22 protein-coding genes are annotated in these 26,040 nt (G+C 52.9%); 9 read left to right on the forward strand and 13 right to left on the reverse strand.

From position 1 onward, the window contains the following. Nucleotides 1-56: 56 nt before the first annotated feature. The 5 genes from hutH to hutI all read right to left on the reverse strand — a co-directional run bounded on the left by hutH (nucleotide 57) and on the right by hutI (nucleotide 6,370). Nucleotides 57-1,577 carry a histidine ammonia-lyase gene (hutH, locus tag IB222_RS15800; protein ID WP_149384156.1) on the reverse strand — a complete coding sequence of 507 codons (1,521 nt, stop codon included), beginning with the start codon at nucleotides 1,575-1,577 and terminating at the stop codon, nucleotides 57-59. 1 nt (nucleotide 1,578) lies between these two features. After that, nucleotides 1,579-3,264, reverse strand: a complete 1,686-nt coding sequence (hutU, locus tag IB222_RS15805) for a urocanate hydratase (RefSeq protein WP_048214639.1) — start codon at nucleotides 3,262-3,264, stop codon at nucleotides 1,579-1,581. 137 nt (nucleotides 3,265-3,401) lie between these two features. Continuing rightward, nucleotides 3,402-4,121 (reverse strand): histidine utilization repressor, encoded by a 720-nt coding sequence (locus IB222_RS15810; protein ID WP_003831502.1) that lies wholly within the window; start codon nucleotides 4,119-4,121, stop codon nucleotides 3,402-3,404. Nucleotides 4,122-4,208: 87 nt separating this feature from the next. Then, nucleotides 4,209-5,150, reverse strand: coding sequence for a formimidoylglutamase (hutG, locus tag IB222_RS15815; RefSeq protein ID WP_126318775.1), 942 nt, complete (start codon nucleotides 5,148-5,150; stop codon nucleotides 4,209-4,211). Continuing rightward, complete coding sequence (gene hutI / locus IB222_RS15820) at nucleotides 5,147-6,370, reverse strand: imidazolonepropionase (protein ID WP_149384155.1); 1,224 nt, start codon at nucleotides 6,368-6,370, stop codon at nucleotides 5,147-5,149. Before hutI ends, hutG begins: the two co-directional genes overlap by 4 nt. A 224-nt stretch (nucleotides 6,371-6,594) precedes the next feature. Between hutI and IB222_RS15825 the strand changes: the two genes are divergently transcribed. Next, entirely contained in the window at nucleotides 6,595-7,878 is a 1,284-nt protein-coding gene (locus IB222_RS15825) for a putative acyl-CoA thioester hydrolase (RefSeq protein ID WP_032934550.1), read from the forward strand. A gap of 95 nt (nucleotides 7,879-7,973) precedes the next feature. Here IB222_RS15825 and IB222_RS15830 read toward each other — a convergent pair whose 3' ends face one another. The 3 genes from IB222_RS15830 to IB222_RS15840 all read right to left on the reverse strand — a co-directional run bounded on the left by IB222_RS15830 (nucleotide 7,974) and on the right by IB222_RS15840 (nucleotide 12,874). Then, a complete protein-coding gene (locus tag IB222_RS15830) occupies nucleotides 7,974-10,238 on the reverse strand; it encodes a hydratase (protein ID WP_149384154.1) in 2,265 nt (754 codons plus the stop codon). A gap of 69 nt (nucleotides 10,239-10,307) precedes the next feature. Next, the gene (locus IB222_RS15835) at nucleotides 10,308-11,741 is read right to left on the reverse strand and encodes an anion permease (protein WP_149384153.1); all 1,434 of its coding nucleotides are present in this window, start codon (nucleotides 11,739-11,741) and stop codon (nucleotides 10,308-10,310) included. A gap of 80 nt (nucleotides 11,742-11,821) precedes the next feature. Continuing rightward, nucleotides 11,822-12,874 carry a 4-oxalomesaconate tautomerase gene (locus IB222_RS15840; protein WP_149384152.1) on the reverse strand — a complete coding sequence of 351 codons (1,053 nt, stop codon included), beginning with the start codon at nucleotides 12,872-12,874 and terminating at the stop codon, nucleotides 11,822-11,824. Nucleotides 12,875-13,055: 181 nt separating this feature from the next. On the opposite strand from IB222_RS15840, the gene IB222_RS15845 reads away from it, so the two are divergent. Continuing rightward, nucleotides 13,056-14,006, forward strand: coding sequence for a LysR family transcriptional regulator (locus IB222_RS15845; RefSeq protein WP_149384151.1), 951 nt, complete (start codon nucleotides 13,056-13,058; stop codon nucleotides 14,004-14,006). Between the two features lie 54 nt (nucleotides 14,007-14,060). Here the strand turns inward: IB222_RS15845 and pgl are convergent, their stop codons facing one another. Continuing rightward, nucleotides 14,061-15,056 carry a 6-phosphogluconolactonase gene (gene pgl, locus IB222_RS15850; protein ID WP_020996535.1) on the reverse strand — a complete coding sequence of 332 codons (996 nt, stop codon included), beginning with the start codon at nucleotides 15,054-15,056 and terminating at the stop codon, nucleotides 14,061-14,063. 165 nt (nucleotides 15,057-15,221) lie between these two features. Here pgl and IB222_RS15855 point away from each other — a divergent pair, with 165 nt between their 5' ends. Then, nucleotides 15,222-16,040 carry a pyridoxal phosphatase gene (locus tag IB222_RS15855; protein WP_003831476.1) on the forward strand — a complete coding sequence of 273 codons (819 nt, stop codon included), beginning with the start codon at nucleotides 15,222-15,224 and terminating at the stop codon, nucleotides 16,038-16,040. Here IB222_RS15855 and modC read toward each other — a convergent pair whose 3' ends face one another. The 4 genes from modC to IB222_RS15875 all read right to left on the reverse strand — a co-directional run bounded on the left by modC (nucleotide 16,041) and on the right by IB222_RS15875 (nucleotide 18,898). Then, nucleotides 16,041-17,099: a molybdenum ABC transporter ATP-binding protein ModC gene (gene modC, locus IB222_RS15860; protein ID WP_003831474.1), complete on the reverse strand. Its 1,059-nt coding sequence runs from the start codon at nucleotides 17,097-17,099 to the stop codon at nucleotides 16,041-16,043. A 2-nt stretch (nucleotides 17,100-17,101) separates the two neighbouring features. After that, nucleotides 17,102-17,791 carry a molybdate ABC transporter permease subunit gene (gene modB / locus IB222_RS15865; RefSeq protein WP_008784169.1) on the reverse strand — a complete coding sequence of 230 codons (690 nt, stop codon included), beginning with the start codon at nucleotides 17,789-17,791 and terminating at the stop codon, nucleotides 17,102-17,104. Continuing rightward, nucleotides 17,791-18,564, reverse strand: coding sequence for a molybdate ABC transporter substrate-binding protein (gene modA, locus IB222_RS15870; protein WP_003023029.1), 774 nt, complete (start codon nucleotides 18,562-18,564; stop codon nucleotides 17,791-17,793). Before modA ends, modB begins: the two co-directional genes overlap by 1 nt. Nucleotides 18,565-18,748: 184 nt before the next feature. Continuing rightward, a complete protein-coding gene (locus IB222_RS15875) occupies nucleotides 18,749-18,898 on the reverse strand; it encodes an AcrZ family multidrug efflux pump-associated protein (RefSeq protein WP_003023026.1) in 150 nt (49 codons plus the stop codon). A 129-nt stretch (nucleotides 18,899-19,027) separates the two neighbouring features. On the opposite strand from IB222_RS15875, the gene modE reads away from it, so the two are divergent. The 6 genes from modE (at nucleotide 19,028) to galM (ending at nucleotide 25,832) form a co-directional block, all read left to right on the forward strand. Next, nucleotides 19,028-19,816 (forward strand): molybdenum-dependent transcriptional regulator, encoded by a 789-nt coding sequence (modE, locus tag IB222_RS15880; RefSeq protein ID WP_003831465.1) that lies wholly within the window; start codon nucleotides 19,028-19,030, stop codon nucleotides 19,814-19,816. 67 nt (nucleotides 19,817-19,883) lie between these two features. Next, the gene (gene modF, locus IB222_RS15885; RefSeq protein ID WP_003831463.1) at nucleotides 19,884-21,356 is read left to right on the forward strand and encodes a molybdate ABC transporter ATP-binding protein ModF; all 1,473 of its coding nucleotides are present in this window, start codon (nucleotides 19,884-19,886) and stop codon (nucleotides 21,354-21,356) included. Nucleotides 21,357-21,573: 217 nt separating this feature from the next. Beyond that, the gene (gene galE / locus IB222_RS15890; RefSeq protein ID WP_003831462.1) at nucleotides 21,574-22,590 is read left to right on the forward strand and encodes a UDP-glucose 4-epimerase GalE; all 1,017 of its coding nucleotides are present in this window, start codon (nucleotides 21,574-21,576) and stop codon (nucleotides 22,588-22,590) included. 9 nt (nucleotides 22,591-22,599) lie between these two features. Beyond that, a complete protein-coding gene (gene galT, locus IB222_RS15895) occupies nucleotides 22,600-23,646 on the forward strand; it encodes a galactose-1-phosphate uridylyltransferase (RefSeq protein ID WP_148362246.1) in 1,047 nt (348 codons plus the stop codon). Nucleotides 23,647-23,649: 3 nt separating this feature from the next. Continuing rightward, on the forward strand, nucleotides 23,650-24,798 hold the full coding sequence (gene galK, locus IB222_RS15900) for a galactokinase (protein ID WP_149384150.1): 1,149 nt from the start codon (nucleotides 23,650-23,652) through the stop codon (nucleotides 24,796-24,798). Continuing rightward, entirely contained in the window at nucleotides 24,792-25,832 is a 1,041-nt protein-coding gene (galM, locus tag IB222_RS15905; RefSeq protein WP_149384149.1) for a galactose-1-epimerase, read from the forward strand. The genes galK and galM overlap by 7 nt, the downstream gene beginning before the upstream one ends. Nucleotides 25,833-26,040: the final 208 nt, after the last annotated feature.

The raw sequence follows: 26,040 nt of genomic DNA on the forward strand, positions 1-26,040 counted from the left end.
TACAAAGCAGACAGTAGGCCTGATAAGATGCGTCAGCGTCGCCATCAGGCAATTTTCTACAGAAATTCAGGCAACAATTTCAGCAACGTTCCTTGCGCTAACAATTCGGTCGCGCACTCAATATCCGGGGCAAAAAAGCGATCCTGCGTGTAGTGAGCAACCTGCTCGCGCAGCGCCTGTCGCGCCTGCTCCAGCAACGGGCTGGAGGTTAACCCTTCACGCAGGTCAATCCCCTGACACGCCGCCAGCCACTCCACGGCAATCACGCCGCGCGTATTTGCCGCCATCTCCCACAGTCTGCGCCCTGCCGCCGGAGCCATAGACACGTGATCTTCCTGGTTGGCGGAGGTCGGCAAGCTGTCCACACTGTGCGGATGCGCCAGCGCTTTGTTCTCGCTCGCCAGCGCGGCGGCAGTTACCTGAGCAATCATAAAGCCGGAGTTAACCCCGCCATTTTTCACCAGGAACGGCGGCAACTGCGACATATGTTTGTCCATCATCAGCGCAATGCGCCGCTCTGATAACGAGCCGATTTCCGCAATCGCCAGCGCCAGATTATCTGCCGCCATCGCCACCGGTTCAGCATGGAAATTCCCACCGGAGATCACATCGCCCTCTTCGGCAAACACCAGCGGGTTGTCGGAAACCGCGTTGGCTTCAACCAGCAGAACATCCATCACCTGGCGCATTTGTGTCAGACATGCCCCCATCACCTGTGGCTGACAGCGCAGAGAATACGGGTCCTGCACCTTTTCACAGTTATGATGCGACTGCGAAAGCGCGCTGGAGTCGGTCAACACATGACGGTACAGCGTTGCGGCATCAATCTGCCCACGCTGCCCTCGCGCGGCATGAATACGGGCGTCAAACGGACGACGGGAGCCCAGCACGGCTTCTGTGGTCAGCGCCCCGCACACCGTCGCAGACGCAAACAGTTCCTGAGCTTCAATTAACCCGCGCAGTGCAAAGGCGGTGGAAGCCTGAGTGCCGTTGAGCAGCGCCAGTCCCTCTTTCGACTCCAGCGTGATCGGCTCCAGTCCGGCCTTTTTCAGCGCGTCGGTAGCCGGGAGCCATTCCCCCTGCCAGCGCGCTTTACCTTCGCCCAGTAGCGTCAACGACATATGTGCCAGCGGCGCCAGGTCGCCCGATGCGCCCACCGACCCTTTCGCCGGGATCAGTGGATACACCTCGGCATTCACCAGCGCAATCAACGCTTCAATCACGCTCAAACGAATGCCGGAAAACCCACGCGCCAGGCTGTTGATTTTCAGCACCATAATCAGGCGAACCATTGCGTCATCCAGCGCCTCGCCAACGCCTGCCGCATGGGAAAGCACCAGCGAACGCTGTAAATTCTGCAAATCTTCCGTGGCGATACGGGTCTGAGCCAACAGGCCAAAGCCGGTATTAATGCCATACGCCGTACGGCCTTCAGCGACAATATTATTGACGCAGGCGACGCTGGCGTTGATTGCATCAATCGCCCCGGCATCCAGGTTCAGTTTGACCGGCTGCTGCCAGATTTCACGTAGCTGGGTAAAACTCAGTTGGCCCGGCGTGAGTGTCATGGTGTTCATATCAGCGTTTCTCCTGCGTCGCAGCAATCATTGGCAAATTCAGCCCTTCTTCAACGGCGCACTCCACCGCAATGTCATACCCGGCGTCGGCGTGGCGCATCACCCCGGTAGCCGGATCGTTATGTAATACCCGGGCGATGCGCGCCGCGGCTTCATCGGTGCCATCGCAAACAATCACCATCCCGGCATGCTGAGAGAAGCCCATGCCAACCCCGCCGCCGTGATGCAGCGACACCCAGGTCGCTCCGCTGGCGGTGTTAAGCAGCGCGTTCAGCAGCGGCCAGTCGGATACGGCGTCTGAACCGTCGCGCATAGCTTCTGTTTCGCGGTTTGGGCTGGCAACAGAACCGGAGTCCAGATGGTCACGGCCAATAACAATCGGCGCAGATACTTCACCGCTGCGCACCATCTCATTAAACGCCAGCCCCAGCTTTTGTCGCCACTCCAGGCCGACCCAGCAGATACGCGCTGGTAAGCCCTGGAAGTTGATCCGCTCACGCGCCATATCCAACCAGTGATGAAGGTGCTTATCATCAGCCACGATCTCTTTCACTTTGGCATCTGTCTTATAAATATCCTGCGGATCGCCCGACAGTGCCACCCAACGGAACGGGCCTATACCGCGACAGAACAGGGGGCGAATATAAGCAGGTACGAAGCCGGGGAAATCAAAGGCGTTTTCCACGCCCATCTCTTTGGCCATCTGGCGAATGTTGTTGCCGTAATCAAACGTCGGCACGCCCATTTTGCTAAACGCCAGCATCGCCTCAACGTGCGTTGCCATTGAACGTTTCGCCGCCTGCACCGTGCCCTGCGGATCGGACACCGCTTTTGCCTGATACTCTTCCCAACTCCATCCGCACGGCAGATAACCATGCAGCGGATCGTGGGCGCTGGTCTGGTCGGTGACCATATCCGGGCGCACACCGCGCTTCACCAGTTCCGGCACAACGTCGGCGGCATTAGCACACAGCGCAATGGAGACAGCTTTACCCTCGCGGGTGTATTTGTCGATACGCGCCAGCGCATCGTCAAGCGATGTCGCCTGCTCGTCGACGTAACGGGTACGCAGACGGAAATCAATTCGGCTTTGCTGGCATTCAATGTTCAGCGAACACGCACCCGCAAGTGTAGCGGCTAGCGGTTGCGCTCCGCCCATGCCGCCCAGCCCGGCGGTCAGCACCCAGCGTCCGCTGAGGTTACCCTGATAATGCTGACGCCCGGCCTCAACGAAGGTTTCATAAGTCCCCTGCACGATGCCCTGGCTGCCGATGTAGATCCAGCTCCCGGCGGTCATCTGGCCGTACATCGCCAGTCCTTTGGCGTCCAGTTCGTTGAAGTGTTCCCAGGTAGCCCAATGTGGCACCAGGTTGGAGTTGGCAATCAGCACGCGCGGTGCGTTGTCGTGAGTTTTGAATACGCCTACCGGTTTACCAGACTGGACCAGCAGAGTTTCATCGGTCTCCAGTTTGGTCAGCGCATTGACGATGGCGTCATAACATTCCCAGTCCCGCGCGGCGCGGCCAATCCCACCGTATACCACCAGCTCATGCGGATTTTCCGCCACATCGGGATCCAGATTATTCATTAACATGCGCAGCGGCGCTTCGGTCAGCCAGCTTTTGGCCGTTAAGGTGGTGCCGCGTGGGGCACGAATATCCTGCTGACGATATTTGCTATGGGACATGACAGAAAACTCCTCGCGAACGTCGGATAGATAAGAAATATATACTTGTCTATACAAGTCATCGCAAGGATGATTTTAACAATTAAGATACATTTTTATTATATTGCGTCAGCAATCACGGTTTTGATATCCCGACATCAGGACATAAACCGTCCTTGCAGGCGATAGCGGGAACCCGGGAACAGCAAGCGGGCATGAGAGACTATGGACGACGCAGACCAGGTCTTACGACGAATCAGCAGGCAGGGATCGTGTTCTTTAATATTCAGCAGCGCGCACTCTTCAGCGCTGGCACGTACCGCTTCAACAATATGCTCACCTTCCGTTAAAGGGGCTATCAGCGACAGGTATGCGTGCGGCGTGGTCTGGCTGTAATCCTGCGCCAGATACTCCGGCACAATTTCGGCATTCACGCAGCGATCTTCAATCTGTACCGGCAGATCGTTCTCGTAGTGCACCATGACAGAGTGAAAAATGGAGGTGCCTTCTTTGACGTTTAACACCAAAGCCTGCTGCGCGTTGGCCTGGGTTTTTTCCAGCGTCAGCACTTCACACCGGTGCTGATGCTGACGGGCGTTGATTTCATCCGCGATGCTGCGGATTTCAAACAGCGCGGACTGGCCTTTTGGCTCGGCGACAAACGTCCCCACGCCCTGTAAACGCACCAGTAAACCTTCATCCGTTAACTCACGCAGCGCCCGGTTGATAGTCATGCGGCTGAAACCATATTGCGCCACCAGCTCTGCCTCAGAAGGAATGCGATCGTGAGGCTGCCAGATACCGCTGGCAATTTTTTCGCTGATCTCCTGTTTGACCTTTTCGTAAAAAGGAGCCGGAGCAGAACGGGATGGGAGCATGCGTGAGCCTTCCTTAAGCTGAAAATGTGAGTGGGTAGAGTTTACAGGCATTACCCGAACCTGATAAGCGCAACGCCATCAGGTATGTCAGTGCCACCAGTGGGCGATTTGCCAGCCTAATCGCGCCGCCACGCGTGCTGCTCTGCCATCATCGTCATAACGTGGATTAAATTCAACCATATCCACCGCCAGGAGTTTACCGCTACGACACAGAGGCTCAATCAGTCTCAGCAGCGTCGCCAACGGTACGCCAAGCGCGGCGGGGGCCGACACGCCGGGCATTTCCCACACAGGCAGCACGTCGAGGTCGATTGTCATATAGATGACATCCAGATTGGCAATGAACTGCGCTAACTGCGCCTGCGCCGTATCACGATGCAGATCCTCCACCACCGTAACACCGAGCCGCTGGGCCTCATCCCAAAGCGCCTGGGTGTTTGCCGCCCGACTGACGCCGATACAGGCATAGTGAAATTCACGCTGCTGTTCATCGCAAAGCTGCGCCAGCTGGCGAAACGGCGTACCGGATGTGGCCTGCCCGGCATGGCGCAAATCGAGATGCGCATCGAAGTTGACTATCCCCACTTTCGCCTGCGGGAACGCATCCAGTACGCCCGCGCCGTGCGCAAAGGCGGTTTCGTGTCCCCCGCCTAAAACAAAGGTACGCATGTTCTCGTGCTGACAGCGCTGTACTGCATTGCGTAACGCCTGCTGCGCGCCCTCAAGATCGGGAGCCTGCGCCACAATATTTCCCAGATCCACCAGTCGATTGTGCCCATCATGACTGGCTAAATTCGCCAACGCCTTGCGTAGCACATCGGGTGCTCCGGCAGCGCCCGTGCGCCCCTGATTACGTTTAACGCCTTCGTCACAGGCAAACCCGAGCAACGCTATCTGCTCGCGGTACATTTCTGGGCTAAACGTCGGGCTCAGGGTGATAGTCTGAAACAGGCGCAGCGCATTCGGCGATTCGGCCCGGTCATCACGTCCCTGCCACAGCGCAGGTGAAGCTGGTTGCCAGTTAGTCATGCTATTTGTCCTTTGAATACGCGTTGGTAGAGCGGGTTGCGCCCGGGCTCATACAGGATCTCGACCGGGAGGGTTGCATCCCACACCACAAAATCGGCCACAAATCCGGCCTTCAGTTGGCCGTGAGTGGCATGACGCCCCAGTGCCCGAGCCGCATGACGGGTTACACCCGCCCATGCTTCTTCCGGCGTCAGGCCAAACTGGACACAAGCCATATTCATCGCCCAGTGCAGGCTGATAAACGGACTGGTACCGGGGTTAAAATCTGTCGCTACCGCCATCGGCACCTGATATTGACGCAGCAACGCTACCGGTGGGCGCTGCTGCTCTTTGAGGAAATAGAACGCGCCGGGCAGCAGCACGCCGACCGTACCGCTTTGGCTCATCGCCGCCACGCCCGCTTCATCGAGGTATTCAATATGATCGGCGGATAGCCCGTGGTAGCGGCTTACCAACTGTGCGCCGCCAAGCAATGACAGCTGTTCAACATGGCCTTTAATCGGGATGCCCAGCGCCTGCGCAGCCTGAAACACCCGCTCGCTCTGCGCGAGAGAAAAACCAACGCTCTCACAGAACAGATCGACGGTCTCAAACAGCCCTTGTTCCCACAATTGCGGCAAAATGGTCTCACACACCAGCGTAATATAGCCGTCAGGATCATCACGGTATTCCGCTGGAGTTGCATGCGCGGCCAACAGCGTCGGACTGATTTCAACGATATTCTCTGCCGCCAGCGCTGCCACCACGCGCAATATTTTCTCTTCTGTCGACAAATCCAGGCCGTAGCCGGATTTTATTTCCAGCAGCGTAACACCTTCTTTGACCAGCTGTTCCATCCGCTGATGGGCTACCTGTAAGAGTTGTTCCTCCGTGGCGCTGCGGGTCGCCGATACGGTGGCATTGATCCCCCCACCCTGAGCGCTTATCTGCTGGTAGGAGACACCATTTAGCCGCTGCTCCCACTCACCTGCGCGGTTTCCGCCAAAGACCAGATGCGTATGGCAATCAATCAGGCCAGGCGTAATCAGCCTGCCCTGCATATCAAAAGTATTGTCATGTGTGAGATATAACGATGATTCCGGGACGATATCGCGAATCTTGCCCTGGCGGACGATCAGCGCGTGACCATCCACCAGCCCATATGGGGTACCACGTTCAGGATCCATAGTCGCCAGACGAACATTGCGCCAGATAACATCATCAGGGAAGAATTGCTGCATTCGACTCACCACTTGTCATAGGTTGTATAGACATTTATTTTTGATTATAGGGATGTTGTCAACCTGAAGAACCATAATTGTTATCTATTTGTGATATAAAGACTCTCCGCGCCAGACATTGCTGCGATAAAAAACAACTTTTTACCTTTTCGCCTTCCCGTTTCGCTCAACTTAGTATAAAAAAGCAGGCTTTAATGGATAACTTTTAAAGCCCGGAGCAACCTGTGAACATATCATCAGTTTCCCGTCTGGCGCTGGCAATGGCTTTTGGCGTGACGCTGACCGCCTGTAGCTCTACGCCGCCCGATCAAATTCCTTCCGATCAAACCGCGCCAGGAACCTCTTCGCGCCCGATTTTGTCGGCTAATGAAGCGAAAAACTTCGTTACTGCGCACTATTTTTCTGCGCTGACGCCAAACACTGCGCCGTGGAGCCCTTCTTCTATTTCTCTGCCTGCACAACCTGACTTCGTCGTTGGCCCGGCAGGGACTCAGGGCGTCACCCATACCAGCATTCAGGCCGCTGTTGATGCAGCAATCATCAAACGTACTAACAAACGTCAGTACATCGCGATTATGCCAGGCGAGTACCAGGGCACGGTATATATCCCGGCAGCAACAGGTAGCCTGACGCTGTACGGCATGGGCGAAAAACCGCTTGATGTGAAAATTGGCCAGGCCATTGACGGTGAAATGAGCACCGCTGACTGGCGTCGTACGGTGAACCCAGCCGGTAAATATATGCCGGGTAAACCTGCGTGGTATATGTTTGATAATTGTCAGAACAAACGCGGCACGAATATTGGCGTGATGTGTTCTGCTGTCGTCTGGTCGCAAAACAACGGGTTGCAATTGCAGAACCTGACCATCGAAAACAACCTGGGTGACAGCGTTGATGCGGGTAACCACCCGGCCGTTGCACTGCGTACTGATGGCGATAAAGTGCAGATCAACAAGGTCAATATCCTGGGCCGCCAGAATACCTTCTTCGTGACCAATAGCGGTGTACAAAACCGTCTGGAAAACGATCGTCAACCGCGTACGCTGGTTACCAACAGCTACATTGAGGGCGATGTGGATATCGTTTCCGGTCGCGGTGCCGTAGTGTTCGATAACACCGATTTCCGCGTAGTGAACTCCCGTACCCAGCAGGAAGCCTATGTGTTCGCACCGGCTACCCTGTCAAACATCTACTACGGTTTCCTGGCGATTAATAGCCGCTTCACGGCAAGTGGCGATGGCGTGGCGCAGTTAGGCCGCTCGCTGGATGTCGATTCCAACACTAACGGTCAGATCGTGATTCGTGACAGCGTGATTAACGAAGGCTTTAACATGGCAAAACCATGGGCTGACAGCGTTATCGCAAAACGCCCGTTTGCCGGTAATACCGGTGCGGAAGATGACAAAGGTGAAATCCAGCGTAACCTGAACGACACCAACTTCAACCGTATGTGGGAATATAACAACCGCGGTATCGGTAGCAAAGTGGTTGCTGAACCTAAGCAGTAAACGTCATTCTCTGATGTAAGCCCGGCAGATTCATGCTCTGCCGGGCAATGTGCCGGATGGCGACGAAAATCGCCCGCTCCGGCATACAATTAGTGTTACACCAAACGCGACTTATTAAAGTTAATCAAACTCCCTGCCTTAATAATTTCACGCTCTTCTGCGGTCAGGCTTTCCATATACACTCTGATTTCACTCACCTCACCATCATCGTGAAGCACATACGCTTCGATTTCTTTACTGCACTCATCTAAGGCGCGGCGAATACCGGGAATATAGATATAGTCACCCACTTCAAATGAAGGTTGCTCTGCCATCTGGAGCGGTAGCATACCCCAGTTGATAACGTTGGAACGGTAACGCTTGGTGGCATATTCCTGGGCAATATTTGCCAGGCCACCAATCACTCGCTGACAGCTCGCCGCCTGCTCGCGCGCCGAGCCATCGCCAGGTTTGACGGCGTAAATCATGCTACCAATCTCAGTATCCAACGGTTGCACATTTTCCTGACCGGCAATCTGTTGGATGCGTTCGAAAACTGACGCCAGTTCGCTGACGTCGCCCCCCTCCACGCGCCTTTTTTCCAGCTCCGACGTCGCTTTACTTCTTCCCACATACCCGGGATCTCGTCGAGACAGCGTAAATTCCGCCAGTCCTAGTGGATTAGAGCGATACGACGAGGTTTCACCGGACGGGATAAGCTCATCCGTTGTTGTCACATCATCAAGGATCTTCGAGGCCACTTTTAGCAGAATATCTTCCGTTAATGCGCCCAGTTCCGGCCAGTCTTTAATGTTCGGGCCGTAAATGAGCGGCTGCTGCGTAGCCCCTTTCACGAACCCCTGGTATACGCGACTCTTATAAGGTGCAGGATTAAACGCATAGTCTGGCACCGTATCCCAGCAGTCCAGATCCGTCGCAGCAGTGAGGAATCCTCCGTTGGCTGCCGTAGCCGCAATTGATCGCGCATCCATCAGCGCAACGGCTGACATTTGACCATTGCCCGGTTTCGAGCCTTCACGGTTAGGGAAGTTGCGCGTGGTATGGCGGATGCTAAGACCATTGTTGATTGGCGTATCGCCCGCGCCAAAGCATGGACCGCAGAATGCGGTTCTGATGACAGCCCCCGCGCCCAGTAAATCTGTAACAACACCTTTCTGCGCTAAATCCATAAACACCGGTTGTGACGAGGGGTAGACAGCAAGCGAGAAAGCATCATTACCGCAGGATTGACCGCGTAATGCCTGCGCCGCAGCAATCACGTTTTCATAGTTGCCGCCCGAGCATCCAGCAATGATCCCCTGCTGTACTTTTAAGCGACCATTTTCTACTTTATCCAACAACGAGAGGCTGGCTTTACCCTGAGCGATACGTGCAGATTCAACTTCAATCTCCCGGAGAATGTCCGTCAGATTCTCATTGAGAGTATCAATCTCATAGACATTACTTGGATGGAATGGCAGCGCAATCATCGGCTTAATCGCACTCAAATCAACATAAATACAACCGTCGTACCAGGCCATCGGCTGCGGACTGAGCTGGCGATAGTCTTGTTCACGTCCATGTAATGCCAGCCAACTACGAGTTTCATCATCCGTTTGCCAGACGGAACTCAGACAGGTGGTTTCGGTGGTCATCACATCAACGCTGTTGCGAAAATCCGTTGAGAGATGACGAATACCAGGGCCGACAAACTCCATGACCTTATTTTTGACGTAGCCATTTTTAAATACCGCGCCAATGATCGCTAACGCCACATCCTGTGGACCAACACCTGCTGCGGGTTTCCCGGTCAGATAAACGGCAACGACGTCAGGATAATCAATGTCCCAGGTGTCGTTTAGCAGCTGCTTGACCAGCTCACCGCCCCCTTCTCCTACCGCCATCGTACCCAATGCGCCGTAACGTGTATGGCTGTCTGAGCCAAGGATCATTTTGCCGCCGCCCGCCATCATTTCACGCATGTATTGATGGATAACAGCAATATGTGGCGGCACAAAGATTCCGCCGTAACGCTGTGCCGCAGACAGACCAAACATATGATCGTCACCGTTAATAGTTCCCCCTACCGCACATAATGAGTTATGGCAGTTAGTCAGAACATACGGCAGCGGAAAACGTTCCATGCCAGAGGCTTTTGCAGTCTGAATAATACCGACAAAGGTAATATCGTGTGAGGCTAATGAATCAAACTTAATTTTAAGCTTATTCATATCACCGGACGTATTATGCGCGGAGAGAATCGACCACGCTATAGTTCCTTTTTTCGCATCCTCTTTGCAGATATGCCGAGGCAAAGAATCCTCAGCTACAATTTCATTATTATCGGAGAGATAAATTCCTTTTTCATACAGCTTAATCATTTGATACTCCGTAGTCCTGTGCTTACATAAGCGCACAGCCAATAAAAAGTTTTAAACCTGGTTTATGATTTACAGCATGTTCCAGTCAATCAACATGCTCCACCACCACACGCCGAGAGTGATATGGACAATAAAGGTCAGTAAGGTCAACATGCCCCCCACCAGCCACCACGATTTAATATCGTTATAGCCAACGCCAAAAATAACCGGACCCGCGGCACCGCCATAATGGGTGACCATTCCGCCATAGGAGTTAGAGAAGAGTAATGCCAGCGCGGTTAACATCAGTGGTGCGCCGGAGACATTCGCCAGCATGGCAAATACTGGCATCATTGCCACAATATATGCGCTGCCTGAGGCAAAGAAATATCGAACAATAATGCTCAGGAACAAAATAACGAAGAACGCCACGTTGCCGTGATTACCAAAGTCGAGATTGTTTTTGAACAGTTCGGCTAACCAGTCGAAGAATTTCACTTTCGATAATAACGAACTTAAACCGATAATACCGCCGTACCAGATTAATGTATTCCAGCCGCCCTTATTTTTAACCACATCATCCCAGGTGACTACGCCAAATAAAAGCATCGTACCCATGACGACAATCGCTACCGTTGATTCATCAACGCTGAGGCTTTTACTAAAAATCCATCCCAATAACGCAAGGACGAAGATACCCAGCAGCATTTTTTCGCGCCCTTTCATTGGCCCTAAATCCTGAAGGCCAGCTTTAGCGATGGTTTTGTTATCAACCTTTTTAATTTCAGGTGGATACATAAAATAGATAACGAGCGGCGTCGCCAACAGCATGACCAGTCCTGGCAGACCTGCAGCAAGCGCCCATCCGCCCCAACTCAACTGCAAGTGACAGATATCGTTGATCATCTTCAACGCCAGAATGTTTCCCGCCATCGCGGTAAAAAACATATAGCTGGTTGTTTTAGTGACCATATAGACCGACATCATCAGGTAGTGACCGACACGGCGCGGGCTCTTATCCGGTTCAGAACCCAGCGCCACCGCCACACTATTGATGATGGGTAATACGATTCCTCCCGCTCGCGCGGTATTTGACGGTGTTGCCGGAGCTAATACCAGATCAAGGAATACGGTCACATAGCCAAGGCCAAGCGTGGTGTTACCAATTTTGCCGATCAGAATATAAGCAATGCGCTTACCCAGCCCCGTCGTCACAAAAGCAGCACTTAACGTAAACGCGGAGAAAACCAGCCATGTCGTACCGGAAGCATAACCGCTCAGTACGCTGCTGGTCTTCAGTACGCCATGGCCTAAATTTCCGACAACCACCATAGAGGCGGCAACGGCAATCAATAACACCACCGGTTCAGGAAACGGTTTAATCACCAGTCCGACAATGGCCGCAAGATAAATACCAAACAGCACCCACGCTAGTTCACTTAATCCCGCAGGGGCAGGAATCAAACCAATAATACAGGGGATCGCTAATATTAAAATTAGCTTCCATAATGATTTAACGTTCATTTATTAATCCTGAATAATCTGTACAGGCAATACAGTATTTTTCGTTTTTCTGCGATCGCAGAGAAATGAGGCCAATGCTGTCAGGGAAGGAAAACATCACCTGCGAATATTTTTCTGGCGGTACGAATAACCGAAGCTCTGATAGTTTCAGGCTCATCCCCTTCATTGGTTAAATGAATATCAAGAGTGCCGCCAGGATGTTCGATAGTGATATTCCCGTAATGCGCGCCTGCCGTTACCTGACGCGTAACGGTACCGTTAATGGCACAACTGCTGGCGATAGCTATCGCCCCGGTAATCGCCAGCGCTTTATGGCAAGAGTGCGGCATAAAATAACGAACATTAATTTCGCCGTCGTGTTGAGGTGCAGAGATGAGAATCGGTTTTGGGAGAACCTTATTGCTGACATCACCCAGCCCCATAGCTTCACCGGCCTGTAAACGAATAGACTCAATGCGCGACAATAATTCGTTGTCTGCATCCAGTTCTTCCGCTGATTCATAGCCCGTTTTCCCAAGGTATTCGGCAGGAATAATTACGACAGGTGTCGCCATATCCATACAGGTCACCGGAACTGAGTTGATATAATCGATGTGTTGGCCCGTCGGAAAAATATGCCCGGTTTTAGAACCTGCGGCATTAAGAAACGTCAACGCAATAGGGGCCGATGTTCCCGGGACGCCGTCAATTCTTGCCGTTCCTTCATACTCAACAACACCATGCGGCGTCTGTATATCAGCTTCGATAAACGTTTTGGTGTTCACATTGCGAATGCGTACGCGGGTGGTCGGCGTAGAAGCAGCAATCAACCCCTTTTCAATAGCAAACGCACCAACGGCGGAAAGCATATTGCCACAGTTGGGTGTGGTATCGACCCGTTGCTCATGTACCAGTACCTGAGCAAATAAATAATCGATATCAGCGTTGGGGTCGTTTGAAAGACTAATAATCGCGACTTTACTGGTTAACGGATTGCCACCGCCAATGCCATCTATTTCCAACGCATTGCCAGAACCCATAATCCCAATCAATATTTCATCACGCAATTTTTCTTCTTCTGGCAGGTCTTGAGCTAATAAAAACGCGCCTCTGGACGTTCCTCCGCGCATCATAACGCAAGGTATTTTTTTCATGACAATGCTCTCTTCAATATTATTTCCACTATGTACATGGTTGCATGTCATGATTAGGGTGACTAATGACTTCATTTTCGTGATTAGTGATTTATTTTTATTAATTAAAAGTGATGAATTGCAGATACACTGAACACTTTCATCTTAGACAGGGTCTTCCCCGATTGAGTCCGGAGTCAAAATGAAACACGAGTTATCGAGCATGAAGGCGTTTGTCACACTGGCAGAGTCCGATTCTTTTAACAATGCCGCCAAGTTACTTAATATTACGCAACCTGCATTAACTCGCAGGATTAAAAAGATGGAAGAGTATTTACACACTCAACTCTTTGAAAGAACAACTCGCAAAGTGACATTAACAAAAGCGGGGAAAATGCTTTTACCTGAAGCCAAAGAATTAATTAGGGCATTAGATGAAACTATTTTTAATATTAGCGATGTGAATGTTCATCATCATGGCATAGTGACACTGTCCTGTATTCCTACCGCGGTTTTCTATTTCTTGCCGTTGGCAATAGGAAAATTTAATGAGCGGTATCCCAATATCAAAGTGCGAATTATTGAACAAGGGACGAATAATTGTATGGAATCCGTACTTTGCAATGAGGCTGATTTTGGAATAAACATGAACAACATCACAAATTCCTCTATCGAGTTCACTCCACTGGTTAATGAACCGTTTGTTCTGGCTTGTCGACGCGATCATCCGCTCGCTAATAAGCAGTTGGTTGAGTGGCAAGAATTGCTGAATTACAAACTGATAGGCGTTCGTTCCTCAAGCGGTAACCGATTGCTGATTGAACAACATTTGGCTGATAAAACATGGAAGTTGAACTGGTTTTACGAGGTCCGTCATCTGTCTACTTCGCTGGGACTGGTTGAAGCTGGACTGGGCGTCTCCGCGTTACCTGGGTTAGCAATGCCGCAAACGCCGCATCCAACGCTGATAGGGATCCCACTGGTTGAGCCTGTGATTAGACGCACGCTGGGAGTTATTCGGCGTAAAGACGCTATCCTCTCACCTCCCGCTGAACGCTTTTTCTCTCTTCTGCTTAATTTATGGGCAGATGACAAAGACAGTCTTTGGACATCCGTTGCTGAATGTCATGAAAATCTACCGCTCGTTAAATGAACAAAAAAATCCGCAATCTTCACAAGATTGCGGATCGTTTGTAACGCTAGCGTTTTAGTACGCGTTAACCACCACCCACATCGGGCCTTGTCCTACCGCGTAACGACCTTTCTCCGTCAGCAACCCTTGTTCGCCGGCAATTTCGTATACCGCGATATGGTGCGATTTTTGCCCGGCAGCAATCAGGTATTTACCTCTGTTGTCGATATTAAAGCCGCGCGGCTGAGTTTCGGTAGGCTGGAAACCTTCTTTGGTCAGCACGCTGCCATCTTCAGACACGCTAAAGACCGTAATCAGGCTGGCGGTGCGATCACAGGCATACAGATGACGCCCGTCCGGTGTAATATGAATATCTGCTGCCCAACGAGTATCAGCGAAATCAGCAGGCATCATATCCAGCGTCTGCACACACTCAATCTTACCGTACGGATCTTTCAGCTCCCAGACATCAACAGAGCTGTTCAGCTCATTCACGCAGTAGGCATATTGCTTATTCGGATGGAACGCCATATGACGCGGGCCCGCGCCTTCAACGGTAGTTACTTCAGCCGGTTCCTGCGCGACCAGATGGCCATCATCGCTTACGTCAAACAGGCAGATACGATCCTGTTTCAACGCCGGAACCCACAGGGTCCGGTTATCCGGAGAGATGTTGGCTGAGTGGCAGCCATCCAGACCTTCAACCACGTCAACCAGTTCCACCGGCAGGCCATCTTCCAGACGCGTGACGCTCACGCTACCCGCGTTATAAGAGCCAACGAACACGAAACGTCCCTGATGGTCGGTAGAAATATGCGTCGGGCTCCCCGGCAGCGCAGACTCTGCTGCAAAGGTCAGCGCACCGTCATCAGGCGCAATACGATAAGCCAACACGCGAAACTCCGGGCGCACGCCAACATAGAGGTAACGCTTATCCGGGCTGACGACCATCGGCTGTACCTGACCCGGTACATCAACCACCTGCGTCAGCGTCAGAGAACCATCGTGATTCAGGCTCCAGACGTGGATTTGCTGACTTTCAGGGCTGGCGGTATAAACGGTTTGCTTCATGAATACTCCTTTGCTTTTTGGCAGGTGGCTGCAATTGCCTGACACACGCCTAAGGTAGACGCTTTTAACGGTGAATGCTTAATTAAGGCTCAGAATTTTGTCCGGCTCCCGTCTCGGTGTACCATTCCAGCAGACAAAATTCTCAACCTTAATCTGGAAAAAACTATGACCGCACGCGTGATTGCCCTGGATTTAGACGGTACCCTGCTGACCCCGAAAAAAACCTTGCTGCCATCCTCTCTCGAAGCGCTCTCGCGCGCCAGAGAAGCAGGCTACCAACTTATCATTGTCACAGGTCGTCATCACGTTGCTATTCATCCTTTTTATCAGGCACTGGCGCTGGATACACCTGCAATTTGCTGTAACGGTACCTACTTGTATGATTATCAGGCAAAAAAGGTACTGGAATCCGATCCCCTTCCAGTAGATCAGGCATTACAGCTGATCGAAATGCTGGATGAACATCAGATCCACGGGCTGATGTATGTGGATGAGGCCATGCTGTATGAGCGCCCGACCGGGCATGTGGTGCGTACCGCTAACTGGGCACAAACTCTGCCGCCGGAACAGCGCCCGACCTTCACTCAGGTACCTTCGCTGGCGCAGGCCGCACATGACGTCAACGCCGTCTGGAAATTTGCCCTGACCGACGAAGATATTCCGAAACTGCAGCAGTTTGGCCAGTACGTTGAGCAACAGCTGGGGCTGGAGTGTGAATGGTCCTGGCACGATCAGGTCGACATTGCCCGTAAAGGCAACAGCAAAGGACGACGCCTTACCCAGTGGATTGAAGCACAGGGAGGGTCAATGGAAAACGTGATTGCCTTTGGTGATAACTTTAACGATATCAGTATGCTGGAAGCTGCAGGTACCGGCGTGGCGATGGGCAATGCGGATGACGCGGTCAAAGCCCGCGCCAACATCGTGATTGGTGACAACACCACCGACAGCATCGCGAAATTTATCTACTCCCACCTGCTGTAATCAGGCGGTAATCGATACGCTCTTAATTTGCGCGTACAGCCACAGGCCAGGTTTGATACCCAGTTCATCCCTGGCCCACGGGCTAATCCTTGCCCACAGCGTCTTACCGCCCACCTCAAGCTGAACTTCCACCTGACCGTTATCGTCATAACATTGTGCGACTTTTGCCCGCAGCACATTACGAATACTGGTCTGCTGGGGTGGTTGGAGCACCAGTGAAACATCAGATGCCTGAATACGAATACGCAGCGCGGTTTGCAGCGGTTGCTCCAGCTTATTGACCCACAGATGCTGATCGCCGAGCGCCAACGCGGTCATCGCATAGTGTGGATGATGTTCCAGCACGCTGACTTTCAGAATACTGCTTTGCTGTTCCTTAGGCAGCCAGGGGTGCATCACGCTGCTGCCCCAGACATCTTCCAGCGAACCAAACGCTTTGACCTGCCCGTTCTCCAGCACCATCACTTTATCCGCCAGATGCAAAATCTCATCAAGCGAGTGGCTGACGTACAGCATCGGAATATTGATTTCCCGCGCCAGGCGTTGCAGGTAAGGCAGCAGTTCGCGTTTACGCGGTATATCCAGCGAGGCTAACGGCTCATCAAGCAACAATAACTCAGGCGCGGTCAGCAGCGCCCGACCGATGGCGACACGCTGCTTTTCACCGCCAGAAAGACCGCCTGGCAAACGGTCAAGCAGCGGTTCAATACCCAACAGCGCCACCAGCTTATCAAACTGTCCGGCCATGCTTTTCGCCATTCCGTAACGCAGGTTGCCGCGCACTTTATAGTGCGGGAACAGGCGCGCATCCTGGAAAACATAGCCCACCCGGCGTTTTTCCGGCGTTAAACAGATACCGTTCTCGACGTCGTTTAAGACCCGACCGTTGAGCACGATACGTCCGGACTGCGGCTGCGTCAGACCGCTGATGGCGTTAATCAGTGAGGTTTTGCCCGCGCCGGAAACGCCAAAAATAGCGGTGATGCCGCTGGCTGGCAGCGTTTCGTTGAGCGTCAGGCAATGCGTCCCCAGCGTCTGGGAGAAATTGAGTTCCAGCATAATTATCGCCCCGTCCGCTCACGGCTAATACGCGCCAGCCATTCAGAAATCAGCAGCGAAATCAGCGCTAAAACAATAGAAATGATACACAACCTCGCCGCCGCGCTTTCGCCGCCGGGAGTCTGGATCAGGGTATACATCGCCGAAGGAATGGTGCGAGTTTCGCCAGGAATGTTGGAAACAAAAGTAATGGTTGCGCCGAACTCCCCGAGGGAACGCGCGAACGCCAGCACCGTACCGACAATAATGCCGGGCAGCATCAGCGGTAGCGTAATGGTCATGAATACGCGCCAGCGTCCAGCTCCCAACGTGCGGGCCGCCTGCTCCAGCTTGACGTCAACACCTTCCAGCGCCAGACGAATTGCCCGTACCATCAGAGGAAAAGACATCACCGCCGCAGCCAGTACCGCACCGCGCCAGCTAAAAGCAAAGGTAATGCCAAACCAGTCGTACAGCCATTCACCGATGAATCCACGCCGCCCCATGGCGACTAACAGCAGATAGCCCACCACGACCGGCGGCAGAACCAGTGGCAAATGCAGAACGCTGTCGAGCAGCGCTTTGCCCGGGAACTTGCATCGCACAAGCAGCCAGGCAAAGAAGATCCCAAACGGCAGGCTAAACAAGACGGCCAGGGAAGAAACTTTCAGGCTCAGTATGACGGCCTGCCATTCAGGATCGGTCAGTATCATTACTTGGTCGTAAATCCATAACGTTTAAAGATTTCAGCAGCCTGCGGTCCTTTCAGGTAATCATAGAACGCGCTAACCGTTGCGTTTTTGTGCCCATCAACAATCGCGATAGGGTATTCCACTTTTTTGTGCGAATCTTCCGGGAAAGTCGCAACAACTTTTACGCCCTTGCTGGCGACAGCATCGGAACCATAGACGATCCCCAGCGGCGCTTCGTTACGCTCTACCAGCGCCAGCGCACCGCGCACGTCTTCAGCAGGAGCCAGTTTCGGGGCCAGGGTATCCCATGCACCCAGTTTTTGCAGCGCTTCTTTGGCATAAATGCCCGCCGGAACATGTTCCGGATCGCCAACAGCCAGGCGTCCGCCGTTCAACAGACTGGTCCAGTTGGTTTTGCTGTCGATAGTGAAATCTTTCTGCGCGCTGGCTTTCGGCGCCACCACCACCAGGCTGTTACCCAACAGCGTTTCACGCGTTGCGGTATCAATCGACTTCTTGTCTACCGCGTAGTCCATCCATTTCTGATCGGCAGAAATAAACAGATCGGCCGGTGCGCCTGCTTCAATCTGACGCGCCAGTGTGGAAGAAGAAGCAAAAGAGGAGACAACATCAACGTTCTTCTCTTTTTTATATTGCGTTGCAATGTCCTGCATCGCGTTGGTCAGCGAAGCAGCTGCAAAAACGGTAATCTTTCCTTCATCCGCCAGCGCATGTCCGGCAACGGTAAGAGAAAGTGTTGCCCCTGCAAACAAGCGTAACCATGTACGTGCCATCTGTAACTCCTTTGCGTTTCGTTATGTAGGCGCAAATATAGCGAGTAAATCAGGATTTTCCCAGTGGTTATTGATACCAATTAGAGGTTACACAAAGAAAATATCGGCAGGGAAAGCAAGATCTTGAGAAAACGAGTTGGCAGGCAAAAAATATAAACGCCCGACTGAGCGGGCGTTTGGGGAATCAATGATTCTGTCTGGACTGGTCTTTCTGACCGATACCGGAGAAAATGTTAAACACTTCACCCAGTCCGTAAATCAGACCCAGAATGATGGCCATTACCACAGGTACCATGATTACGGCGAATACCAGACTTTTCAATAACTCTAACATGGTCAACTCCAGATATAGTCCTTAGTTGTATTCTAACCACATAACACAGAAAAGCACTCCCCTTTTGTGCGGTTGGCTTTGCGCGCGCGCGGTTTTCCGTCACAATACCCCTTTTGCCAGGAGCTTGTGATGCAGGCCGAAATCCTTCTTACGCTGAAACTTCAGCAAAAACTGTTTGCCGATCCCCGTCGCATTTCTCTGCTTAAACACATTGCGCTTTCCGGCTCCATCAGTCAGGGCGCAAAGGATGCAGGTATCAGTTATAAAAGCGCCTGGGATGCGATTAACGAAATGAACCAGCTCAGTGAGCAAACGCTGGTTGAGCGCGCCACTGGCGGCAAAGGCGGCGGCGGCGCGGTGTTAACGCGCTATGGCCAACGCTTAATCCAGCTGTATGATTTATTAGCGCAAATCCAACAGAAAGCCTTCGATGTTTTGAGCGATGACGATGCCCTGCCACTCAATAGCCTGCTGGCGGCGATCTCTCGCTTTTCGCTGCAAACCAGCGCCCGTAACCAGTGGTTTGGCACCATTACCGCCCGCGACCACGATCAGGTCCAACAGCATGTCGACGTCCTGCTGGCGGATGGCGAAACGCGCCTGAAAGTGGCAATCACTGCGCAAAGCGGCGAGCGTCTCGGGCTTGAAGAAGGCAAAGAAGTCCTGATTCTGTTGAAAGCGCCGTGGGTGGGAATCACTCAGGACGACGCCATTGCCCAGGCCGCCGATAACCAGTTGCAGGGTACAATTAGCCATATCGAACGCGGAGCTGAGCAGTGTGAAGTGTTGATGACCTTGCCAGACGGCCAGACGCTGTGCGCGACGTTGCCGATAGAGCAGACCCACACATTAACGGAAGGCGCTAACGTCACAGCATATTTTAATGCGGACAGAGTGATTATCGCCACACTGTGCTGAGTTAATTGACATCAGCCTGAAGAACACGTATCCCTGTTATTCATCGCTGCAAATAATGGGATACAAAATGTCATCATTGCAAATTTCGCAAGGCACGTTTCGTCTTAGCGACACAAAAACGCTCCAGTTAGATGCGTTGACGTTAAACGCGGGTGATAGCTGGGCGTTTGTTGGCTCTAACGGCAGTGGGAAATCTGCGCTGGCCCGCGCGCTGGCGGGCGAGTTGCCGCTCCTGAAAGGCGAACGCCGCTGCCAGTTCACACGTATTACCCGACTCTCCTTTGAGCAGCTCCAAAAGCTGGTCAGCGACGAGTGGCAGCGAAACAACACCGATCTTCTTAGTCCCGGTGAAGACGACACCGGGCGCACCACCGCAGAAATCATTCAGGATGAGGTTCACGACCCCGCCCGCTGCGCTACGCTGGCGCAGCAGTTTGGCATTTCTGCCCTGCTCAACAGGCGTTTCAAATACCTTTCCACCGGTGAAACCCGCAAAACTCTGCTCTGCCAGGCATTAATGTCCACGCCAGATTTGCTGATCCTTGATGAACCCTTTGACGGGCTGGACGTCGCGTCCCGCCGCCAGTTAGCAGATTTGCTCGCTGAGTTGCACCAGGCCGGTTTAACGCTGGTGCTGGTGCTAAACCGCTTTGATGAAATTCCCGAGTTCGTGCAGTTTGCCGGCGTGCTTGCCGATTGCACGCTGACGGAAACCGGCGCAAAAACAGACCTTCTGCAACAGGCATTAATCGCTCAGCTTGCCCATAGCGAACGGCTGGAAGGCATCCAGTTACCCGAACCGGATGAGCCTTCGGTGCGTCACACGTTGTCAGATAACGAGCCGCGCATTGTGCTTAACGACGGCACCGTCTCGTATAACGATCGCCCTATCCTGCATCATCTGAGTTGGCGGGTAAATCCGGGGGAACACTGGCAAATCATCGGTCCCAACGGTGCGGGGAAATCAACCCTGCTCAGTTTAATCACCGGCGATCATCCCCAGGGATATAGCAACGACCTGACCCTGTTTGGCCGCCGCCGGGGCAGCGGTGAAACTATCTGGGATATCAAAAAACACATTGGCTATGTCAGCAGCAGCCTGCATCTGGATTACCGGGTAAGTACGACAGTTCGCAACGTTATTCTCTCCGGTTATTTCGATTCAATCGGCATTTATCAGGCCGTCTCCGACAGGCAGCACAAGCTGGTACAACAGTGGCTGGATATTCTGGGCATCGATAAACGTACCGCGGATGCGCCATTTCATAGTCTTTCCTGGGGGCAGCAGCGGCTGGCATTGATTGTTCGTGCACTGGTGAAACATCCTACGTTGCTGATCCTTGATGAACCGTTGCAAGGATTAGATCCGCTCAACCGTCAACTGATCCGTCGGTTTGTGGATGTCCTGATCGGTGAAGGTGAAACTCAGCTTTTGTTTGTCTCTCATCACGCCGAAGATGCCCCGGGCTGCATTACCCATCGGCTAGAGTTTGTACCCGAGGGTGATATCTACGCCTATCGACAAACCTCTCTGCGTTAATTTTCATGTCAGGGCGTTTATCACGCCCTTTTTTCTGCTTTTTTTTCAGACAAGTGCTGAAATAACAACCTAACATAATGATTTATAATAAAGTAACTGGCAGCATCGAGTGAAAACACTGGAGTGTAAACGATTCCACTAATTTATTCCGTGTCACACTTTTCGCATCTTTGTTATGCTATGGTTATTGCATACCATAGGCTTAACGGAGCGAATTATGAGAGTATTGGTTACAGGTGGTAGCGGTTACATTGGAAGCCACACTTGCGTGCAGTTGCTGAAAAACGGTCACGAAGTGGTGATCCTGGACAATCTCTGCAACAGCAAGCGCAGCGTACTGCCCGTCATTGAGCGTTTAGGCGGCAAGCATCCGACCTTCGTGGAAGGAGACATCCGTAACGAAGCGCTGATAACCGAAATTCTGCACGATCATGCCATTGATACGGTCATCCATTTTGCCGGTTTAAAAGCCGTTGGAGAATCCGTTGCCAAGCCGCTGGAGTACTATGACAACAACGTCAACGGCACTCTGCGTCTGGTGAATGCAATGCGCGCTGCTAACGTGAAAAACTTCATTTTCAGCTCCTCCGCGACCGTCTATGGCGATCAGCCGCAAATTCCTTACGTTGAAAGCTTCCCCACCGGCACGCCGCAAAGTCCGTACGGCAAAAGCAAGCTGATGGTGGAACAGATCCTGACCGATCTACAAAAAGCGCAGCCCGACTGGAGCATTGCCCTGCTGCGCTACTTTAACCCGGTTGGCGCTCATCCATCGGGAGATATGGGGGAAGATCCGCAAGGTATTCCAAACAACCTGATGCCTTACATCGCGCAGGTTGCCGTTGGCCGCCGCGAGTCTCTTGCCATATTTGGCAATGACTACCCTACTGAAGATGGCACCGGTGTACGCGACTATATCCACGTGATGGATCTCGCCGACGGCCACGTTGCCGCCATGGAAAAACTGGCAGGCAAACAGGGCGTACATATTTACAACCTCGGTGCAGGCATCGGCAGCAGCGTGCTGGACGTGGTCAACGCCTTCAGCAAAGCTTGCGGTAAACCGGTGAATTACCATTTCGCCCCGCGCCGTGATGGCGATCTTCCGGCCTACTGGGCTGATGCCAGCAAAGCCGATCGCGAGCTCAACTGGCGCGTGACCCGCACACTGGATGAAATGGCACAAGATACCTGGCACTGGCAGTCACGCCACCCGCAGGGATATTCGGATTAAGGACCAATCATGACGCAATTCAATCCTGTCGATCATCCACATCGCCGTTTTAACCCGCTCACCGGGCAGTGGATCCTCGTCTCACCGCATCGCGCCAAACGCCCGTGGCAAGGGGCGCAGGAAACTCCGTCTAAGCAGGTACTGCCTGCACATGACCCGGACTGCTTCCTGTGCGCTGGCAATACGCGAGTTACCGGCGACAAAAACCCGGATTACACCGGGACCTATGTCTTTACCAATGACTTTGCGGCGCTGATGTCCGATACCCCGGACGCACCGGACAGTCACGATCCGTTGATGCGCTGCCAGAGCGCGCGCGGTACCAGCCGTGTGATTTGCTTCTCACCCGATCACAGCAAAACGTTGCCGGAACTCAGCGTCCCTGCACTGACAGAAATCGTAAAAACGTGGCAGGAACAGACCGAAGACTTAGGGAAAACCTACCCTTGGGTGCAGGTATTTGAGAATAAAGGCGCAGCGATGGGGTGCTCGAACCCGCACCCACACGGACAAATTTGGGCCAACAGCTTTTTGCCTAACGAAGCCGAACGTGAAGATCGCCTGCAGAAAGCGTACTTCGCCGAACAAGGCGCGCCGATGCTCGTTGATTACGTCCAGCGAGAACTGGCGGATGGCAGCCGTACGGTCGTTGAAACCGAGCACTGGCTGGCGGTTGTACCTTACTGGGCCGCGTGGCCGTTCGAAACGCTGCTGCTGCCGAAAGCGCATGTGCTGCGTATTACCGATTTGACCGACGAACAGCGTGCTGACCTGGCGCTGGCGTTGAAAAAACTGACCAGTCGTTATGACAACCTGTTCCAGTGCTCATTCCCCTATTCCATGGGCTGGCACGGCGCACCGTTCAACGGTGAAGTAAACCAACACTGGCAGTTGCATGCACACTTTTATCCGCCGCTGCTGCGTTCCGCGACCGTGCGTAAATTTATGGTCGGATACGAAATGCTGGCAGAAACCCAGCGCGACCTGACGGCCGAACAAGCAGCTGAACGACTGCGTGCGGTCAGCGACATCCATTTTCGCGAATCCGGAGTTTAAATAATGAGTCTGAAAGAAAAAACACAATCTCTGTTTGCTGAAACATTTGGCTACCCTGCCACCCATACTATTCAGGCACCGGGTCGTGTGAACCTGATCGGTGAACATACCGATTATAACGACGGCTTCGTTCTGCCCTGCGCTATCGACTATCAAACCGTTATCAGCTGTGCGGCACGCGACGATCGAAAAGTCCGTGTGATCGCCGCTGATTACGAGAATCAGGTTGATGAGTTCTCCCTTGATGCGCCGATTATCGCTCATGACAGCCAGCAGTGGTCAAACTACGTGCGTGGCGTAGTGAAACATCTGCAAAAGCGCAATAACGCCTTTGGCGGTGCTGATCTGGTGATCAGCGGTAATGTCCCGCAGGGTGCGGGCTTAAGTTCTTCTGCCTCGCTGGAAGTCGCTGTTGGTACGGTATTCCAGCAGCTCTATCATCTACCGCTCGACGGCGCGCAAATTGCCCTGAATGGTCAGGAAGCTGAAAACCAGTTTGTCGGCTGTAACTGCGGCATTATGGATCAGTTGATCTCGGCACTTGGTAAGAAAGATCATGCGCTACTGATCGACTGCCGAACGCTGGGCACCAAAGCCGTTTCCATGCCTGAGGGCGTCGCGGTGGTGATCATCAACAGTAACTTTAAACGCACATTGGTCGGTAGCGAATACAACACCCGTCGCGAACAGTGTGAAACCGGCGCGCGCTTCTTCCAACAGCCAGCGCTGCGTGATGTCAGCCTTGAAGCGTTTAACGCCGTCGCCCACGAACTGGATCCGATCGTCGCCAAACGCGTTCGCCACGTTATCACGGAAAATGCGCGTACCGTTGAAGCCGCGCAGGCACTGGAAAAAGGCGATCTGCTGCGCATGGGCCAGCTGATGGAGGAATCTCACGCCTCAATGCGCGATGACTTTGAAATCACCGTGCCGCAAATTGATACGCTGGTCGAAATTGTCAAAGCGACCATCGGCGATAAAGGTGGTGTCCGTATGACCGGTGGCGGTTTCGGCGGCTGCATCGTGGCGCTGATCCCGCAAGGTTTGGTACCTGCCGTACAGCAGGCCGTCGCAGAACAATACGAAGCGAAAACCGCTATCAAAGAAACATTCTACGTCTGCAAACCTTCACAAGGAGCAGGACAATGTTAAACGAAATCCCTGTGCAGGCTCCGGACGGTCAACCATTTCGCCTGCTCACCCTGCGCAATGACGCAGGGATGGTCGTCACGCTCATGGACTGGGGCGCGACGCTGCTCTCTGCACGTATTCCGCTTAGCGATGGCAGCGTGCGCGAAGCATTACTCGGGTGCGCCAGCCCGGAACAATACCCGGAGCAGGCTGCATTTCTGGGCGCTTCAATTGGTCGCTACGCTAACCGTATCGCCAACAGCCGCTATACCTTTGCCGGCGAAACCGTTGAATTAATACCAAGTCAGGGTGAAAACCAGCTGCACGGCGGGCCGGACGGTTTCGATAAACGTCGCTGGCAGATAGTCAATCAGAATGACCGTCAGGTGCTGTTCGCCTTAACATCTGACGATGGCGACCAGGGTTTCCCTGGCCATCTATGCGCCACCGCACAGTATCGCCTGACTGACGATAATCGTATTTCGATAACCTACCGCGCCACGGTCGATAAGCCCTGTCCGGTGAATCTGACGAATCACGTTTATTTTAACCTCGACGGTGACAAAACGGATGTGCGTCAACATAAGCTGCAAATTCTGGCGGACGAGTACTTGCCGGTTGATGAAATGGGCATCCCACATGACGGACTGAAATCCGTCGCTGGTAGCACTTTCGATTTCCGCACGCCTAAAATCATCAGCAGTGAATTTCTTGCCGATGACGATCAGCGCAAGGTAAAAGGTTACGATCACGCCTTCCTGCTTCAGGCGCAGGGCAATGCGCGTACGCCGGTCGCTCGACTGTGGTCCCAGGATGAAAAACTGCAGATGGTGGTCTACACCTCGGCCCCGGCATTGCAGTTTTACTCCGGCAACTTCCTCGGCGGTACGCCATCTCGCGGACCAGACGCCTACGAAGACTGGCAAGGTCTGGCGCTGGAAAGTGAGTTTCTCCCGGACAGCCCAAATCATCCTGAGTGGCAGCAGCCGGACTGCTTCCTGCGTCCGGGCGAAGAATATGCCAGCGTGACGGAATATCAGTTTATTCCAGTCTGATCCTTTCCCCTCACAGGCCCGATGACGTAACGTAGCGGGCCTGTTATTTGTTTATCACAGTAGAACCGCTCAAATCCCCACCACTCAAAGACAAAATCGCAACCTTGAATTCACAAGAACCTTACACTGTGGCGCTATTTTCGCTATGGTTATGCGTAAGCATTGCCGCTGACGCTTTACGGCAATATAATGAGAATTATTATCATTC

It is taken from the genome of Citrobacter sp. C13, assembly GCF_014596815.2.
GTDB lineage: Bacteria > Pseudomonadota > Gammaproteobacteria > Enterobacterales > Enterobacteriaceae > Citrobacter > Citrobacter portucalensis.